Genomic DNA, 16,799 nt, shown 5'->3' with positions numbered 1-16,799 from the left:
CGCAATTTCCGCGGCACGCTACCGTCAGGCAAGGACGCACACATGAACCAGCACTATCGCGACACCCGCAAGATCGACCCGCAGCGCGGCGCAACCTTGGGCGATGGCACGCCGAACGATGCTAATCGGATCGAGATTGGGCCGACCCAGCTTGCGTTTCAGGAATGGGAGGCCGCTGGGCTTACCCTGCCAAACCTCGCCAACATGCGCGAATACCGATGGCGGCGCCTGACGCAGCACATCGTGGATCGAGGCTATGCCGGGCTTTTGATGTTTGACCCGCTCAACATCCGATACGCGACCGACTCGACCAACATGCAGCTTTGGAACACCCACAATCCGTTTCGGGCGGTCTTGCTGTGCGCCGATGGCTACATGGTCATCTGGGATTATAAGAACGCGCCCTTCCTGTCGTCATTCAACCCGCTCGTGCGCGAGGTCAGACATGGCGCCGACCTGTTCTATTTCGACCGCGGCGACAAGATTGACGTGGCCGCCGATGTCTTTGCCAATGCCGTACGCGAGATTTGCGCCGAACGCGCACCGGGTTTGACCCGCCTCGCCGTTGACAAGCCCATGATGCACGGCTTGCGCGCACTCGAAGCGCAGGGCTTTGTTGTCATGGATGGCGAAGAGGTCACTGAAAAGTCCCGCTCGATCAAGGGCCCGGACGAAATCCTCGCGATGCGCTGCGCGGTCAATGCCTGCGAGGCCGCTGTGCAGGCGATGGAAGACTTTGCGCGTGCGAATGTCGGCGATGGCAAAACGTGCGAGGATGATGTCTGGGCCGTTCTGCACACCGAGAATGTCAGACGCGGTGGCGAGTGGATCGAAACGCGCTTGCTGTCGTCTGGGCCACGCACCAATCCGTGGTTTCAGGAATGCGGTCCCCGCATCTGCCAACAGAACGAAATCATCAGCTTCGATACCGACCTCGTGGGCAGCTACGGTATCTGCGTCGACATCTCGCGCAGTTGGTGGATCGGGGAGGAGAAACCCCGCGCCGATATGATCTATGCCATGCAACACGCGCACGAGCACATCATGCAGAACATGGAAATGATCAAACCTGGCGTGATGATCCCGGAATTGACCGCGAACACCCATGTGCTGGACGACAAGTATCAGGCCCAGAAATACGGCTGCCTGATGCACGGTGTCGGTCTGTGCGATGAATGGCCGCTGGTTGCTTATCCAGACAAAGCGGTACCTGGCGCCTTCGACTACCCGCTCGAACCCGGCATGGTGCTGTGTGTCGAGGCGGCAGTTGGCGAAGTTGGCGGCGACTTTTCCATCAAGCTCGAGGATCAGGTGTTGGTCACCGAAACCGGATACGAAAACCTGATCACCTACCCCTTTGACCACGCCCTCATGGGAGACGGGTGACCGAACGCATCAAACAACGGGAGTATTTGCGCACAAATACTCCATTAAGAACTCTTGGAAACGTAAACTGGGTTCAGGACGTCCAAAGCTTGGCTCAAGCAATTTTCCTCAAAGAAATCGTAGGTTAAATTACGATTCTCGCATAACGTGAACACATGGATCGATTCTCAAAATCGGTTCACAGAATTATTTTGACAAATTCCTTTTGAAGGACCTTTGGATGCAGCCGAGCGACATCAAAAGCATCGCGATACATCCGGCCATCGGTGTTGCACGTGTCGGTAATTCCGAAGACGACTATTTCCTGGCGCCAGACGTCATCGGCGCGACTCCCTACGATACAGATGGCTTTCGCGATGCGCAGGGTCGTCTGAAACGGCAAGTCGCGCGGTTTCGTGTATATGCAACGCTGAATTCCGGCGAAGTATGCGAACTGACCGACGCTGACGCGCAAATTGACTGGCGGGTCGAGATCGCCAATCTCAAAGCCGGATGGTACGAATTCCAGCACGCAATGGATTTGCCGCCGGAGCAGGTATTCGAACCCCAAAAACGCAATGCGACATTCAATGGCAATGATCGCGAACGGCTCAGCATTCGGCCGTCTCCCCGCACAATCTCCGGACCGAACCAGACATCGGCGCCGTTCGACGACGGCACATTTTTCGGCAAACCCGTCTATTTGGGCGAACTGCGCACAGATGATGCCGGGCGGCTTCTGTTCTTTGGCGGGCACGGCCACTCCGCGCCGCTGGTGCCCGGCACCGTCCCCACCACATTCGCCAACAATGACGGCTGGCACGACGACACCAGCGACGGCCCAGTCCGGGCGACCGTCACCATCGGCGACACCGCGTTCGAGGCGACACCGGCCCACGTGATCGTCGCACCCCCCAATTTCGGACCGGGCCTCTTTGGCGTGGTCACGATGGACGATGTCGTACGCGACCTCTACTTTCGCGAAGGGATCCTGGAGCCGCCAACGACGACCAGCTTCACCCGCGACGTCTGGCCCATTTTCGACCGAATGACCGGGCACCAATGGGTTTGCGACGGCATTCTGCTCCTAGCCGGTCAAGGCACGCCGCTTGATGCCCGCGATCCCGATATCATCGCGCAAATGGCCGACCCGACCGACGCAAGCGCCGCCTACCGCCAGGCCGTCTTCAACCTCTTCCGCAACAGCAAAACCGAAGCGCTGAACCACGCCGCCCTGCCCCCATTCTATGGCGACACCTACGGGGATCGGTATCTGGATGGCCCGAACAAGGGCAAGCTCGTGAACCCCACGCGCGAGGATCTGTTCCTGACCAAAACCCAGTACGAGCACCTGGAAAACTGGGCGGCCGGAGATTTCGAAGCCGATTGGACGGGCATCCCCGCCATCCCGGCCTTTGACGACATCCCCACCTGCGACCAGCCCCGCGAGTTGGACCGCGCCGCCCTGCACGAATGTCTGGGCGGCCCGTTCCACCCGGGGATCGAGATGACATGGCCCATGCGCCTTGCGTCGATGTGGAACCCAGATGTCCCCTACCGCCTGCGCCCCCTTCCCGAAGGCGAACCGGTCCGTCAGGATTATGGCGACACACTCAGCCGCGAACAGGCGCTGGCATGGGACGGTCCATGGGGCCCAACAGGCCCCGGCAGCCTGACCCGCTGGATGGGCGTGCCCTGGCAGACGGACGAAGCGTCCTGCAATTCAGGTCTGGTCTATACGCCCAGCCTGTATCTCTCCTCACCCAGCTTTTGGGGCGCCCGTGTCCCGAACCAGGTGTTACCGATCGAGGCCTATACTATTGCCACCACTCCGGAACTGGCCCCGCTTCAGGTACAACGCCACTTCAGCCATCGCCGCTTTTGGCTGCGCGATTTGCAGGGCACGGGCTATGCAGCACGGATCGACAACATGGTCCACAAATGGTGGATGACCGGCCTGGTCGAGGCGCACACACCGCCCGAAGGGTCCGGTCTGCCCGATCCGTGCTTTGTCGAAACGGGCCGCTCGCCGACCTTCACCGCGGGTGATCCAAGCCTGAAGCTGGCACAGGATGTCGTCGCCCTGCAATCGACCGAAGAGCACATGACAACGCTCGCCCGACGCGCGGCACCCAAAGCCGACGCCGACGAAGTGCTTGAGGAACAGACATTCGAGCGGCTGGGCCGCGGCGAAGTCTAGTGCCAGAGGTGCTGATTGCAGGTGGCGGGCCTGCAGGGCTGGCCGCCGCGATCGCACTTGCCGAATGCCGGGTCAGTGTGACGGTTGTCGATCCCGCCGACTGCATCGCTCAGACGCGGGCCGAAATGCTCGCGCACGGCGCAGGCGTCATCATGCAGCGCCTTGGCCTTGGCCAAGTGTTGGAGGACGCTCTCCGGATCAAAGCTGTCGAAAGCGTCTGGGGCACTGCGCAGTTGCAATCTCACGGCGCAACCCCGGGGCTCGGCCTGCACAGTTGGGGCGTTGACCGGCGTTCACTGAGCGTTGCGATGCGAGCGCGCGCGTCGGCCATGGGCGTGAAGATTGTCAAAGGACGGATCGGACACACCCGCAAAAACGACACAGGTTGGCAGGTGGACATCTCCGAAAATGGAAACGTCCGAACGGCCACGTCCTCTTATCTGATCGACGCAACAGGCCGGCCCAGCCACATCGCCCGCCGCAACGGTGCGACGGCCCTGCACGGCCCCAACCTCGTCGCATTAATCTGGAATACCCCTAATGAAGCAGAACCGATCATGGTCGCCGAGGCAACCGAAGACGGCTGGTGGTACGCCGTGCCCAGCCGCTGCGGCTCGACCGTCGGCTTTGTCACCAGCGCGGAAAGCGCAAAACGGGTGCAGAACGCACCGGGCACCATACTCGAGCATGCCGCACGCACCCTGACCCGCATTCCAATCCCGAAATCGACCACGCCTTGCGCAACACTGGACTGCCGCAGCGCCGTCCTCGACCGCGCAAGCGAGAGCGGATGGGTCGCAACCGGCGACGCCATAGCCGCCTTCGACCCGATCTCCTCCCAGGGGCTTTTCAACGCGCTCTCCGGTGGCTTCTTCGCCGGAAACGCCATCGCGGATGCGGTCGAAGGCGACGCAGAAGCCCCCATGATCTACGCCGCACTCGCTGCACGCACGGCGGAACGCACCCACGCCAGCACACACCTGCAATACGCCGCCCTCCCCTTCGACACGCCCTTCTGGCGCGAGCGTGCGAACCTGAACTTCAAACGCCAGCACTCAGAAACCAAGGCCGAAGAACACGCACTCTAGCAGCGCCACCACGTCGTCAGCCCATCCGCCGACCGCCCAATGCGACCCCCACAAACGCACTGTGTCAGACTCACACCTCTGCGTGAGATACGTGTCATGTCCCTTCCATGCTTGGCCCGCGGCCCCCATTCTCCCAGCCAAGGAGACGACACATGCCCACCGAACGCATCACCTTCACCGGCCACGCCGGAACGCTCGACGCACGGCTCGACCTGCCCGAAGGGCCGCACCTGGCCACGGCGGTCTTCGCCCACTGCTTCACCTGCGGCAAGGACATCCCCGCCGCACGACGCATCGCGGCGCGGCTGACCACGATGGGCATCGCAGTCCTGCGCTTCGACTTCACCGGTCTGGGCCACAGCGAAGGCGAGTTTGCCAACACATCCTTCACCTCGAACGTGCAGGACCTCGTCAAAGCCGTCGACTACCTCAACACCCGCGACATGCCCCCCGCCCTGTTGGTCGGCCATTCCTTGGGCGGTGCCGCCGTCCTCAAGGCCACGGCCCAGCTTGACCAGATCAAGGCGGTCGCCACCATCGGCGCCCCCTTCGACCCCGAACACGTGACGCACAACTTCGCTGACGCCCTGCCCAAGATCATCGAAGAAGGCGAGGCTGAGGTCAGCCTCGGCGGCCGCCCCTTCCGCATCGGCAAAGGGTTCATCGAAGACGTGGCCGAAGAAGCCCTGCACCCCGCCATCGCCCGACTGAACGCTGCCCTACTCGTCCTGCACGCCCCCCGCGACGCCATCGTCAGCATCGACAACGCGAGCGAGATTTTCCTGGCCGCCAAACACCCCAAAAGCTTCGTCACCCTCGACGATGCCGATCACCTCGTGACCAATGCAGACCACGCCGAATACGCCGCCGACATCATCGCGACCTGGGCCAAGAAATACCTGCAACTCAAACCGCCCGCCCCGCCCATCGGCGCACCCGAAGGCGTCGTGCGCAGTTCCGAAGCCGATCCAAAGGGTTTCCTACAGGACATCACCCACGGCACGCGGCATCACATCCTCGCCGACGAGCCGCGCGCCTATGGCGGCACCAACCAGGGCCTGTCGCCCTACGGATTGCTCTCTGCCGGGCTTGCGGCCTGCACGTCCATGACCATCCGCATGTATGCGCGGCGCAAGGAGTGGCCACTGGATCACGTCCATGTCGATGTCAGCCACAACAAGGTCCACGCGCAGGACGCAAGCGGCACCCAAGGCGACAAGATTGACGAGTGGAAACGCCGGATCACCCTGACCGGCCAGCTTGACGATGCGCAGCGCCAACGCCTGCTCGAAATTGCCGACAAATGCCCGGTGCACCGCACACTCGAACACACATCGAAGGTCTTGACGGAACTCGCACCTGCCAGCGAAGTGCTTGAGACAACCTAGAACATAAAGTGCTCAGGCCCGCCACCTGTTCCCCAAAATCAAACGAGGCGCGGTCCCATCACGAGCCGCGCCTCTCACTTTAACTCAAGCGTTGGATCAGCCGCGCGCGCGGCCCACCAGCTTCCAGGCCAAGGGCAGAACCAGCGCCGCCAAAGCCAGCTTCAGCGCGTCACCGATCAGGAAGGGCGTCAGGCCCCATTCCAGGATCGGCTTGTCCCAGCCATAAAGCTGACCCAGCCACGCCAGACCGGGTACATAGATCAGCACGTTGCCGAGCAGCATGGCAACAGCCATCCAAACAACCGACCGGTCCCAGCCACGACGGGCCAGTGCGCCCAGCGCAAGCGTCGCCAGCACGTAGCCAACAAGATAGCCCCCGGTGCCACCCATCATGTATTCCAGACCGAACTTCTCGGCCGACGAGCCGGCAAAGACGTCAAAACCCAGCGCGCCGACGATCATGTACCCCATGATGGTCACGAGGCCGAGGCGCGCGCCATAAGCCGCACCGACGGTCAGTACGGCAAACGTCCCCATGGTGATCGGAACGGGCCACATCGGCACCTTGATCTTTGCTGCTACCGCAAGAAAGGCGATGCCCAGCACCACGAGGGCCGCTTGCTTGATCCGCAGGGCGGTGCCCTCATTCGCGCCAAACGCTTCGCTCAGCACCTTGTTATTCCAAGTCGATTCCATGTGATCTCACCTGTTGACGTGACAGAAATTTGACAGCCTTGTGCCAAGCACCCGCAATTTCTGCAAGCGCAAAGCCGATGTTTGCGATCACAGACGCAGCGGCGCAGGCTCAACGCCCGGTGGGACGAAAGTGATTGGTCATCACGTAAGATTTGCGCGGCCCCTCGACGGTCCATGTGGCGCGAAAGTCCGGCCAGTCCGAGAAATCGTAAGACACATGATAGGAATCCGGGTCGCACCAATGCGATGCCTCACCCCCGGCTGCAGGCACCGTATGAAAGAACCGCCCGTCATCGAAATAGACATGCAAGCCCGGCGTCCACAGATACCGCCGCTCCGCCTGCATGGGTGCGGCCCCGTCTATATACAGTGTCCCCACCTCGGCATAGGCAAGATCATCTGACTGCGCCGTCCACGTCGCGCTCCCCGAGAACCGCGCAGACGCTCCCACCTCGGGAGTGATCACACGCTCGATCTTCCAAGCCCCCTCGAAATCCGCCAGCACCCGTTCAGTCGGCATGGCACGCCCCGGTGATGTCATCCGCCGCACCCGGCACGATTGCCAGCATCAGGGCAAAGCGTCTCATATGATGGCCTTCGTCTTGTCGTTCACCGGGCCTCAGTCTAAGGACGCGGGCAACGATCCGACAGACATAAAAGGTGCCCCATGATCCCACGTTATTCCCGCCCCGACATGGTCGCGATCTGGGCTCCGGCCACCAAGTTCCGCATCTGGTACGAGATCGAGGCCCACGCCTGCGACGCCATGGCAGACCTCGGCGTCATCCCCCGCGCAAACGCCGACGCCGTCTGGAAAGCCAAAGATGTCGAATTCGACGTGGCCCGCATCGACGAAATCGAAGCCGTGACCAAACACGACGTCATCGCCTTCCTCACGCACCTCGCCGAACATGTGGGCAGCGAAGAGGCACGCTTCGTCCACCAGGGCATGACGTCTTCGGACGTGCTCGACACCTGCTTCAACGTCCAGCTCACCCGCGCCGCCGACATCCTGATCGCCGATCTCGAAGGGTTGCTCGCCGCCCTCAAGCGCCGCGCGTATGAACACAAGGACACAGTCCGCATTGGCCGCAGCCACGGCATCCACGCCGAACCCACAACCATGGGCCTCACCTTCGCCCGCTTCTACGCCGAAATGGACCGCAACCTTTCCCGCATGCGCGATGCACGGGCCGAGATTGCCACCGGCGCCATCAGCGGCGCGGTCGGCACCTTCGCCAATATTGACCCGGCGGTCGAAGATCACGTCTGCGCCAAGCTGGGCCTCGTCCCCGAACCGATCAGCACTCAAGTGATTCCCCGCGACCGGCACGCCGCCTTCTTCGCAACCCTCGGCGTGGTGGCAAGCTCCATCGAAAACATCGCCGTCGAAATCCGCCACATGCAACGGACCGAGGTGCTGGAAGGGGCCGAGTTCTTCTCGATGGGCCAAAAAGGCTCGTCAGCCATGCCGCACAAGAAGAACCCCGTACTAACCGAGAACCTCACCGGCCTCGCCCGCATGGTCCGCTCCGCCGTCATCCCGGCGATGGAAAACGTGGCCCTCTGGCACGAACGCGATATCAGCCACTCGTCGGTGGAACGGATGATCGGGCCAGACGCCACCATCACGCTCGACTTCGCCCTCGCCCGCCTGACAAGCGTCGTCGACAAGATGCTGATCTTCCCCGAGAACATGCTGGAAAACATGAACAAGTTCCCCGGCCTCGTAATGAGCCAGCGCGTGCTCCTGGCCCTGACCCAAGCGGGCGTGAGCCGCGAAGACGCCTATACATACGTTCAGCGCAACGCGCTGAAGGTCTGGGAACACCGCACCGATTTCAAGGAAGAGCTGCTGGCAGATGCGGACGTCACCGCCGCGCTCAGCCCGGCAGAAATCGAGGAAAAGTTCGACCTTGGCTACCACACCAAGCATGTCGACACGATCTTCGCCCGCGTCTTCGCCGAGGATTAAATCGGCAAGCACGGAGGACACCTCCGCCTTACGAGTGACGCGAGAGTATGCAGTAAGGCGCATCCTGATGCGCCCAAACCTGTTTTCCTTTGGCAGAACGGCCCATCCGCCCTACCCTTACGTCACCCGAAAAAAGGAGACGAAAGATGAAGACCAAAACCGTTCTGGTGGCACTGGCCCTCACGCTCGCCCCCACACTCAGCCTCGCCATGGGCTGCAACTACGACAAGCTCGAACAACAGGCTATGTCCTGTGCTGCGGGCACCGTCTATGACGCCGACACCAACAGCTGCGTGGCCACCACCGGCTAACACTCACGTTTTCGTGATCGCATAAGACCGAGGTGCGACGGGTTACCTCAGCATCGAACCTGACGCACCTCACGACGGAGACTTACAATGTTGCGCACGCTGATCCTGACCACCGCCATCGCTTCGGCGCTCGCCCTGCCCACAACCGGCTTTGCCGCAGGCAGCGATGACAACGCCAAACCCAAGAAAACCGAAACCACGCAGAACTGCCTGAACGTGCGCCAGTGGGACCCTGAGCAGAACGCCTATGTCCGCTTCTCGCAGCCCGTGAATGGCGTCTGGGACGCCAAAATCGGCAAATGCGTGCGCCCAGACAAAACGTCCTACCTGGATGCCGATGAGCTTTATAAAGCCGTGCGCGAACTGGCCTATGCCGGGCGCTACAACGAAGCCAACACCGTGCTCGACCAGATGCCCGACCAGGCCGAAGACCGCGTGCTGACCTATCGTGGCTTCACCGCCCGCAAGACCGGTCAACTGGAACTGGCCAACGTCTTTTACCAGCAAGCCATCGACGCGAACCCCGACAACATCCTCGCCCGCTCCTACATGGGCCAGGGCAAGGTGGTCGAGGGCGACACAGTCGCCGCAATGATCCAACTGCGCGAGATCCAAGAGCGCGGCGGTGCTGGTACCTGGGCCGAAGCGAGCCTGCGCGACGCCATCGAAACCGGCACCACCTACAACTACTAACGCCCTGACGGGTTGAGGGATTCTCAACCTTTGCCTGCCACAACGACGCCAAATCGTTTCGAGGCAGGACATGACAGACTTGGTACCCATGTCCGCCGCCCCTGCACCTGTGCAGCCGGGCGGCGGCGTTTCTTTGACCCCTGCACCAGCACCACGCCCGCCCGCGAACCTGTCCCGCCGGGCCAAGGCGGCCATTGTTGTGCGGCTTCTCCTGAATGAAGGGGCCGACATCCCACTTGAGGACCTCCCCGAAGACCTGCAGGCCGACCTAACAAAAGCAATGGGATCCATGCGCGTCGTGGACCGCGACACGTTGCAGGCTGTAGCAGCGGAATTCGCCGAGGAAGTGGAACGGATCGGCCTCAGCCTGCCGGGCAGCATGGCAGGCGCGCTCGACGCGCTTGATGGCAAGATCAGTGCGCAGACGGCGGCGCGGCTCAGGAAAGAAGCAGGCGTGAAACGGGGCGGCGATCCCTGGCAGCGTATTCGCGACATGGGCGCCGACAAACTGGTGCCGATCCTCGAAGAGGAAAGCATTGAGATTGCCGCTGTGATGCTGTCGAAACTCGACGTGGCCAAGGCGGCTGAGCTGCTGGGCCTGCTGCCCGGCCCACGCGCCCGTGCGATCACCTACGCCGTATCCCAAACCGGGGCTGTCACACCCGAAGCGGTGGAACGCATCGGTCTGTCGCTGGCCAGCCAGATGGATGCACAACCGCTGCGCGCCTTCGACAATGGCCCGGTCGAACGCGTGGGCGCGATTCTGAACTCGTCCACGTCACATACGCGCGACGACATGCTCGCCGGGCTTGAGGAAACGGACGAAGGCTTCGCAACGGCGGTCCGCAAAGCCATTTTCACCTTCGCAAACATCCCAACGCGCATTGCACCGCGGGACATCCCCCGCATCCTCCGCAATGTCGAGCAAGAGGACCTGGTCACCGCATTCGCGGGCGCCCCGGACATGGGGCTCGATACATCGGTAGAGTTCGTGCTGAACAACATGTCAGCACGGATGGCCGACCAACTGCGGGAAGAGGTGCAGGAAGCGGGCAAGCAAAAGCCCGCGGAAATCGAGGACGCGATGGGCAATATTGTCAGAGCTATCCGCGACATGGAGGCCAGCGGCGACTTGATGCTCATCACGCAGGACGACGAAAACTGATGCCCGGCATCGGTAAGGCTCCGTGCGTATCATGCATGGGGTTTTGGGCAACGCGCCTAAACAGATCATTGAACGCGCACTGCTGAATGGGTGATGACAGGCACCACGCGGCATCAAAAATGGCGGGCCGCATCCAAATTCCTGAAACGGCAAAGACACCGCTTGCGTTTGCGACGCGACACCGTCTGCTTGTGAACCGTCCAGGGGGGATTTATGTCTGGCCCGACACTCTGCGTGCAGACACAAGGCGCGACCAGGACCTGGACCCGAATGCGACACGACCCCGAAGACCTGCCATGGCGGACCAAGCTGGCCTATCTGGCCACCAATGCCATCGCAGTTGGGTGCATCGGCGCCGCCCTTGCCCTACCCTATGCTTGGCGTGTTCCGTTCATGGGGTGGATTCTGTCCCACATCGTCGGTCCGGTCGCAGGGTTTAAAAAACGCGCGGTCGAGCACATCGCTTTTGTCTTGCCCGACTTGCCAGCGGCCGAACACGAACGCATCGCACGCGAAAGCTTGGACAACGCTGGGCGTACGCTGATCGAAAATTATTCAACGGGCGCCCTTCTCGCCCGCCAGAAGGATGCAAAGATCGACGGCCCCGGCATCGACGCGCTGGAACAGGCGGCACAAACGGGCCAGCCGGTCATCCTTGTTACCGGCCATTTCGGCAATTACGAGGCCCTGCGCGCCACCCTCGTGGGGCGCGGTTACGATGTCGGCGGGCTCTACCGGGACATGTCGAACCCCTATTTCAACGCGCATTACGTCCGCACAATGCAGGCCTTCGGCGGCCCGGTTTTTGCTCAGGGACGCAAGGGGACTGCCGGGTTCGTCCGCCACCTCAAGGCGGGCGGACAGCTGGTCCTGCTCTTTGACCAGCACGTCCAGCGTGCGCCTATCCTCGATTTTCTCGGCCACCCGGCCCGAACCGCCGTGTCCGCAGCCGAGCTGGCTCTGCGCTACAACGCGCTGCTGATCCCCTTCTACGGTATCCGCAAACCCGACGGACTGGGCTTTGACTGCGTGATGGAGGCACCCATAACGCCCTCAGATCCCGAGAAAATGACACAAGCCATGAACGACAGCATTGGCGCGCGTATCCTGGCGAACCCCGAACAGTGGCTTTGGGTCGCAAGACGCTGGCGTATCGACGAATGCTATCCCGACGCTGCTACCTGATCTGGGCGGCCGCAAGGATCGGGCCATCGACGCCCTGTTGCACCATCACAACAACCGGCTTGTCGCCCGGCGCGTCTGCGTCAATGGTCAGATCGGTCGCGCCGTCCCATTGCTGCAGGATTTTCCACCCTTCGGTAACGTTGGCATAGGTGATCGTATGACCCGCATTCTCGCCCCGCGTGATCCGCGATGTCCGTTCGGGCGTGTACCGCAGAATTTGCACAACCAACGGGCCGCTCGGTTCTGCACTCTGCGCGACGATTTTAACCTGATCGCCTGACCGTGTGACCGCCAGCGTGATCGGGCTGGACTTGTCGGAATAGTCCGAAATGAGCCTCGACAACTCCATCGGGCGCGCACCCACAATGTCAGCCTGCCCGTTGATGATCATCTGCGGGGTATAGATGGACCGGCGCCCTGCGGCGACCGCATAACCGCGCTGACGTTTGGCGTAGGCCGGATCGGCAAACTCATCTTTCCAGCCAATGTAATCCCAATAATCCACATGCAGCGCCAGTGCGATCACGTCATCCCGCTTGGCCAACTCGTGCATCAGCTTGTCTGCCGGCGGGCAGGACGAGCAGCCCTGCGATGTGAACAGCTCCACCACGACCGGGGACTGCGCGGCTGCAGGGGTGACAAGGCTTGCAACAGCCGCAAAGACAAGGGGGATCAGACGTTTCATAAAAGAAGCACACTCATTGCGTCGGGAGTGGTTTTTAACCATGCAGCGTAACTAGGAAAGCCTGTCGCAAAGAGCCAATCAATGTTTGTTGAGCGTATGTGACAGCCGGATCACGGCATTGCGCACTAAAACTGTATGCAATAGTATACAAAATCGTCGCAGGCACCCCAAATGCGGTTGATCGCACCCGCACATTTGGGGCATGACGCACCCAAAGATTTGCCCCATCCGCTTCAGGAAAGGAAAAACCCCATGCCCATCACCGTAGGCCACGACACCGCCAAGACGCGCAAGACGCTGACCGTCGGCGGCCAGTCCATCGACTACTACTCCATCCCCGCCGCGACCGACGCGGGCCTGGGTGACTTTGCCAACCTGCCCGCCGCTCTGAAGGTGGTGCTGGAAAACATGCTGCGCTTTGAGGATGGCAAGACCGTTAGCGTCGACGACATCAAGGCCTTCGCCGAATGGGGCGCCAAGGGCGGCAAGAACCCCCGCGAAATCGCCTACCGCCCGGCCCGCGTGCTGATGCAGGACTTCACCGGCGTGCCTGCCGTGGTGGACCTTGCTGCCATGCGCGACGGTCTGGTGGCCTTGGGTGGTGATCCCGAAAAGATCAATCCGCTGAACCCCGTTGACCTCGTGATCGACCACTCGGTCATGATCGACGAATTCGGCAACCCCCGCGCCTTCCAGATGAACGTGGACCGCGAATACGAACGGAACATGGAACGCTACACGTTCCTGAAATGGGGCCAGTCCGCCTTCAACAACTTCCGCGTCGTGCCCCCCGGCACCGGCATCTGCCACCAGGTGAACCTAGAATACCTGGCCCAGACGGTCTGGACCGACCACGACCAGAACGGCGCCGAAGTCGCCTACCCCGACACGCTCGTCGGCACTGACAGCCACACCACCATGGTCAACGGCGCAGCCGTCCTCGGCTGGGGCGTCGGCGGGATCGAGGCTGAGGCCGCCATGCTCGGCCAGCCGATCTCCATGCTCATCCCCGAAGTGATCGGTTTTGAATTGACAGGCTCCATGGTCGAAGGGACCACCGGCACCGACCTCGTCCTGAAAGTCGTCGAAATGCTGCGGGCCAAGGGCGTCGTCGGCAAATTCGTCGAATTCTACGGCGAAGGGCTCGACCGCCTGCCGCTCGCCGACCGCGCCACCATCGCCAACATGGCCCCTGAATACGGCGCCACCTGCGGCTTCTTCCCCATCGACGACGAAACGCTCCGCTACCTGCGCAACACCGGCCGGGACGAAGACCGCATCGCACTGGTCGAAGCCTACGCCAAGGAAAACGGCTTCTGGCGCGGCGCGGACTATGCGCCGGTCTACACCGACACGCTACATCTCGACATGGGCACCATCGTGCCCGCCATCTCCGGCCCCAAACGCCCGCAGGACTATGTCGCTCTGACAGATGCCAAAGCGGCGTTCACCAAGGAAATGGAAGAAACCTTCAAGCGCCCCATGGGCAAGGAAGTCGAAGTCGAAGGCGAAGACTACACCATGGAATCGGGCAAGGTCGTGATCGCCTCGATCACCTCCTGCACGAACACGTCGAACCCCTACGTGATGATCGGCGCGGGCCTCGTGGCACGCAAAGCCGCCGCACTGGGCCTTGACCGCAAACCATGGGTGAAAACCTCGCTGGCCCCCGGCTCGCAGGTTGTGTCCGCCTACCTCGAAGCGGCAGGCCTGCAAGAAGACCTTGACAAGATCGGCTTCAACCTCGTGGGCTACGGCTGCACCACCTGCATCGGCAATTCCGGCCCGATCCAACCCGAGATTTCCAAGGCCATCGCAGACGGTGACCTCGTCGCCACCTCGGTCCTCTCCGGCAACCGCAACTTCGAGGGCCGCATCAGCCCCGACGTCCGCGCCAACTACCTCGCGTCCCCGCCCCTCGTGGTGGCCTACGCGCTGGCAGGCACGCTCGACATCAACCTCGCCTCCGACCCCATCGCACAGGACAAGGACGGCAATGACGTCTTCCTGAAAGACATCTGGCCCACCAGCCAGGAAGTCGCCGAACTGGTCGAAGCGACCGTGACACGCGAAGCCTTCCAGGAGAAATATGCCGAAGTCTTCACCGGTGATGAGAAATGGCAAGGCGTGGAAACCACGGACCAGAAAACCTACGACTGGCCACCCGCGTCCACCTACGTGCAAAACCCGCCTTACTTCCAGGGCATGTCGCCCGAACCGGGCGTGATCACCAACATCGACGGTGCCAAGGTTCTGGCCATCCTCGGCGACATGATCACCACCGACCACATCTCGCCCGCAGGCTCGTTCAAGGAATCGACCCCCGCCGGTCGCTACCTCACCGAACGTCAAGTCCAACCGCGCGAGTTCAACTCCTACGGCTCGCGTCGCGGCAACCACGAGATCATGATGCGCGGCACCTTCGCCAACATCCGCATCAAGAATGAAATGCTGGACGGCGTCGAAGGCGGCTACACCCTCGGGCCGGATGGCGACCAAACGTCGATCTTCGATGCGTCCATGGCGCACCAGGAAAACGGCACCCCGCTCGTGATCTTCGGCGGCGAACAATACGGCGCTGGCTCCTCGCGTGACTGGGCCGCCAAGGGCACGGCGCTGCTGGGCGTGAAGGCGGTCATCGCTGAATCGTTCGAACGCATCCACCGCTCGAACCTCGTCGGCATGGGCGTCATCCCGTTCGAATTCACGAGCGGCGACACGCGCAAATCGCTGGGCCTGAAGGGGGATGAAACTGTCTCCATCTCCGGCCTCGACACGATCCAGCCGCTGCAAGAGGTGCCCTGCACCATCACCATGGGCGATGGCACGGTGAAAGAGATCATGCTCAAGTGCCGGATCGATACCGCAATCGAGATCGAATACATCGAACACGGCGGCGTTCTGCACTACGTGCTGCGCAACCTTGCGTCTGCCGCCTAAAGCGGATGTGATACCACCAGAACGGGCGCCCCTCGGGGCGCCCATTTTTGTTGGGAGAATGCCATGAAAACCGCACTCGTCACCGGAGCAGCCCGCGGCCTCGGACACGCCATCGCCCTCAATCTGGCCCAGGACCACAACGTCGCCATCACATGGCGCAGCACCGCACCGACCGGCATGCTCACCGATCACCCCAATATTGCAGACTTCCAGATCGACCTTGCCAATCCTGACGCAACAGCCGACCTGCCCAAACGTGTGATCGACCAGTTCGGCAGTCTCGACATCATCGTTAACAACGCGGGCAGCATCCTCACCGATGACGCGGAAAACTACGACGCCCAGGCCGTCGCCACCAACTTCAACGTCAACGTAAACGCCCCAATGGGCCTCGTCGCAGCAGCGCTGCCGCACCTGCAACCGGGGGCCGCCATCGTCAACATCTCATCCCAGAACGCGCGCCTGCCCGCCATGGTCGCGCACAGCTATTCGGCCAGCAAAGCCGCCCTCGACACCTGGACAAAAATCGCGGCCAAAACGCTCGGCCCCAAAGGCATCCGCGTCAACGCCGTCGCCCCCGGCGCGGTCAACACGCCCGAAGCCACCCGCCCCGATGACATCACCGACATGATCATCAACGACAGCGCCCTGCGCCGCATGGCCACACCCGAAGACATCGCCACCGCCGTCCGCTTCCTCGCCTCCGACGCGGCAGGCGCAATCAGCGGCGCGATACTCGACGTCAACGCAGGCTACCGCCTGTAAACAGCGCGGACCGGGCTGGGGCTCCGCCCATTCGGACCTCAAACACTCTCCCAGAGTGTTTGCCGCTGCGCGGACCGGGCTGGGGCTCCGCCCATTCGGACCTCAAACACTCTCCCAGAGTGTTTGCCGCTGCGCGGACCGGTCTGGGGCTCCGCCCATTCGAACCTCAAACACTCTCCCAGAGTGTTTGCCGCTGCGCGGACCGGGCTGGGGCTCCGCCCATTCGAACCTCAAACACTCCCCCGGAGTGTTTGCCGCTGCGCGGACCGGTTCGAATTCCCTGTTTCAAAAAAATCCCCGCCGGAGGCTCCAGACATCAGCGGCGGGAGCCTCCCCTCTCGGT

Annotated in this window: 14 protein-coding genes; 11 read left to right on the top strand and 3 right to left on the bottom strand. The window is 62.0% G+C overall.

Features of this window, described 5'->3' with window-relative positions; genetic code table 11:
• Window positions 1-42: 42 nt before the first annotated feature.
• From dddP to FD715_RS18990, 4 genes are all read left to right on the top strand, one after another.
• Window positions 43-1,386, top strand: a complete 1,344-nt coding sequence (gene dddP, locus FD715_RS19005; protein WP_147113732.1) for a dimethylsulfonioproprionate lyase DddP — start codon at window positions 43-45, stop codon at window positions 1,384-1,386.
• 220 nt (window positions 1,387-1,606) lie between these two features.
• Window positions 1,607-3,565, top strand: a complete 1,959-nt coding sequence (locus FD715_RS19000; RefSeq protein ID WP_147113730.1) for a LodA/GoxA family CTQ-dependent oxidase — start codon at window positions 1,607-1,609, stop codon at window positions 3,563-3,565.
• Window positions 3,565-4,653, top strand: a complete 1,089-nt coding sequence (locus tag FD715_RS18995) for a tryptophan 7-halogenase (protein ID WP_189799556.1) — start codon at window positions 3,565-3,567, stop codon at window positions 4,651-4,653. Before FD715_RS19000 ends, FD715_RS18995 begins: the two co-directional genes overlap by 1 nt.
• Window positions 4,654-4,805: 152 nt before the next feature.
• On the top strand, window positions 4,806-6,041 hold the full coding sequence (locus FD715_RS18990) for a bifunctional alpha/beta hydrolase/OsmC family protein (protein ID WP_147113725.1): 1,236 nt from the start codon (window positions 4,806-4,808) through the stop codon (window positions 6,039-6,041).
• Between the two features lie 96 nt (window positions 6,042-6,137).
• Here FD715_RS18990 and FD715_RS18985 read toward each other — a convergent pair whose 3' ends face one another.
• On the bottom strand, window positions 6,138-6,737 hold the full coding sequence (locus FD715_RS18985; RefSeq protein ID WP_147113722.1) for a biotin transporter BioY: 600 nt from the start codon (window positions 6,735-6,737) through the stop codon (window positions 6,138-6,140).
• A gap of 109 nt (window positions 6,738-6,846) precedes the next feature.
• Complete coding sequence (locus tag FD715_RS18980; RefSeq protein WP_223274978.1) at window positions 6,847-7,278, bottom strand: DUF6314 family protein; 432 nt, start codon at window positions 7,276-7,278, stop codon at window positions 6,847-6,849.
• A 126-nt stretch (window positions 7,279-7,404) separates the two neighbouring features.
• Between FD715_RS18980 and purB the strand changes: the two genes are divergently transcribed.
• From purB to FD715_RS18955, 5 genes are all read left to right on the top strand, one after another.
• A complete protein-coding gene (gene purB / locus FD715_RS18975) occupies window positions 7,405-8,712 on the top strand; it encodes an adenylosuccinate lyase (protein WP_147113719.1) in 1,308 nt (435 codons plus the stop codon).
• A gap of 146 nt (window positions 8,713-8,858) precedes the next feature.
• On the top strand, window positions 8,859-9,023 hold the full coding sequence (locus tag FD715_RS18970) for a carbohydrate-binding module family 14 protein (protein ID WP_147113716.1): 165 nt from the start codon (window positions 8,859-8,861) through the stop codon (window positions 9,021-9,023).
• A gap of 87 nt (window positions 9,024-9,110) precedes the next feature.
• On the top strand, window positions 9,111-9,716 hold the full coding sequence (locus FD715_RS18965; RefSeq protein WP_039683205.1) for a M48 family metallopeptidase: 606 nt from the start codon (window positions 9,111-9,113) through the stop codon (window positions 9,714-9,716).
• A 70-nt stretch (window positions 9,717-9,786) separates the two neighbouring features.
• The gene (locus FD715_RS18960) at window positions 9,787-10,881 is read left to right on the top strand and encodes a flagellar motor switch protein FliG (protein ID WP_147113713.1); all 1,095 of its coding nucleotides are present in this window, start codon (window positions 9,787-9,789) and stop codon (window positions 10,879-10,881) included.
• A 270-nt stretch (window positions 10,882-11,151) separates the two neighbouring features.
• Window positions 11,152-12,066 carry a lysophospholipid acyltransferase family protein gene (locus FD715_RS18955; RefSeq protein WP_147113710.1) on the top strand — a complete coding sequence of 305 codons (915 nt, stop codon included), beginning with the start codon at window positions 11,152-11,154 and terminating at the stop codon, window positions 12,064-12,066.
• On the opposite strand, the gene FD715_RS18950 is transcribed toward FD715_RS18955, so the two are convergent.
• On the bottom strand, window positions 12,059-12,751 hold the full coding sequence (locus FD715_RS18950) for a thioredoxin family protein (RefSeq protein ID WP_147113708.1): 693 nt from the start codon (window positions 12,749-12,751) through the stop codon (window positions 12,059-12,061). The genes FD715_RS18955 and FD715_RS18950 overlap by 8 nt on opposite strands.
• A gap of 252 nt (window positions 12,752-13,003) precedes the next feature.
• Here FD715_RS18950 and acnA point away from each other — a divergent pair, with 252 nt between their 5' ends.
• On the top strand, window positions 13,004-15,691 hold the full coding sequence (acnA, locus tag FD715_RS18945) for an aconitate hydratase AcnA (protein ID WP_147113705.1): 2,688 nt from the start codon (window positions 13,004-13,006) through the stop codon (window positions 15,689-15,691).
• 63 nt (window positions 15,692-15,754) lie between these two features.
• On the top strand, window positions 15,755-16,456 hold the full coding sequence (locus FD715_RS18940) for an SDR family NAD(P)-dependent oxidoreductase (RefSeq protein WP_147113702.1): 702 nt from the start codon (window positions 15,755-15,757) through the stop codon (window positions 16,454-16,456).
• Window positions 16,457-16,799 lie beyond the last annotated feature (343 nt).

It is taken from the genome of Tateyamaria sp. syn59, from assembly GCF_007995245.1.
GTDB lineage: Bacteria > Pseudomonadota > Alphaproteobacteria > Rhodobacterales > Rhodobacteraceae > Tateyamaria.
Note: the sequence above shows the minus strand (reverse complement) of the source record. Positions and strands in the feature narration are given on the sequence as shown.

Bases quoted from the DNA above. Each gene is read 5' to 3' on its own strand.
- purB (WP_147113719.1), top strand. From the start codon at position 7,405: ATGATCCCACGTTATTCCCGCCCCGACATGGTCGCGATCTGGGCTCCG.
- FD715_RS18990 (WP_147113725.1), top strand. From the start codon at position 4,806: ATGCCCACCGAACGCATCACCTTCACCGGCCACGCCGGAACGCTCGAC.
- FD715_RS18980 (WP_223274978.1), bottom strand. From the start codon at position 7,278: ATGACATCACCGGGGCGTGCCATGCCGACTGAACGGGTGCTGGCGGAT.
- dddP (WP_147113732.1), top strand. From the start codon at position 43: ATGAACCAGCACTATCGCGACACCCGCAAGATCGACCCGCAGCGCGGC.
- FD715_RS18970 (WP_147113716.1), top strand. From the start codon at position 8,859: ATGAAGACCAAAACCGTTCTGGTGGCACTGGCCCTCACGCTCGCCCCC.
- FD715_RS18955 (WP_147113710.1), top strand. From the start codon at position 11,152: ATGCGACACGACCCCGAAGACCTGCCATGGCGGACCAAGCTGGCCTAT.
- FD715_RS18960 (WP_147113713.1), top strand. From the start codon at position 9,787: ATGACAGACTTGGTACCCATGTCCGCCGCCCCTGCACCTGTGCAGCCG.
- FD715_RS18950 (WP_147113708.1), bottom strand. From the start codon at position 12,751: ATGAAACGTCTGATCCCCCTTGTCTTTGCGGCTGTTGCAAGCCTTGTC.
- acnA (WP_147113705.1), top strand. From the start codon at position 13,004: ATGCCCATCACCGTAGGCCACGACACCGCCAAGACGCGCAAGACGCTG.
- FD715_RS19000 (WP_147113730.1), top strand. From the start codon at position 1,607: ATGCAGCCGAGCGACATCAAAAGCATCGCGATACATCCGGCCATCGGT.
- FD715_RS18985 (WP_147113722.1), bottom strand. From the start codon at position 6,737: ATGGAATCGACTTGGAATAACAAGGTGCTGAGCGAAGCGTTTGGCGCG.
- FD715_RS18965 (WP_039683205.1), top strand. From the start codon at position 9,111: ATGTTGCGCACGCTGATCCTGACCACCGCCATCGCTTCGGCGCTCGCC.
- FD715_RS18940 (WP_147113702.1), top strand. From the start codon at position 15,755: ATGAAAACCGCACTCGTCACCGGAGCAGCCCGCGGCCTCGGACACGCC.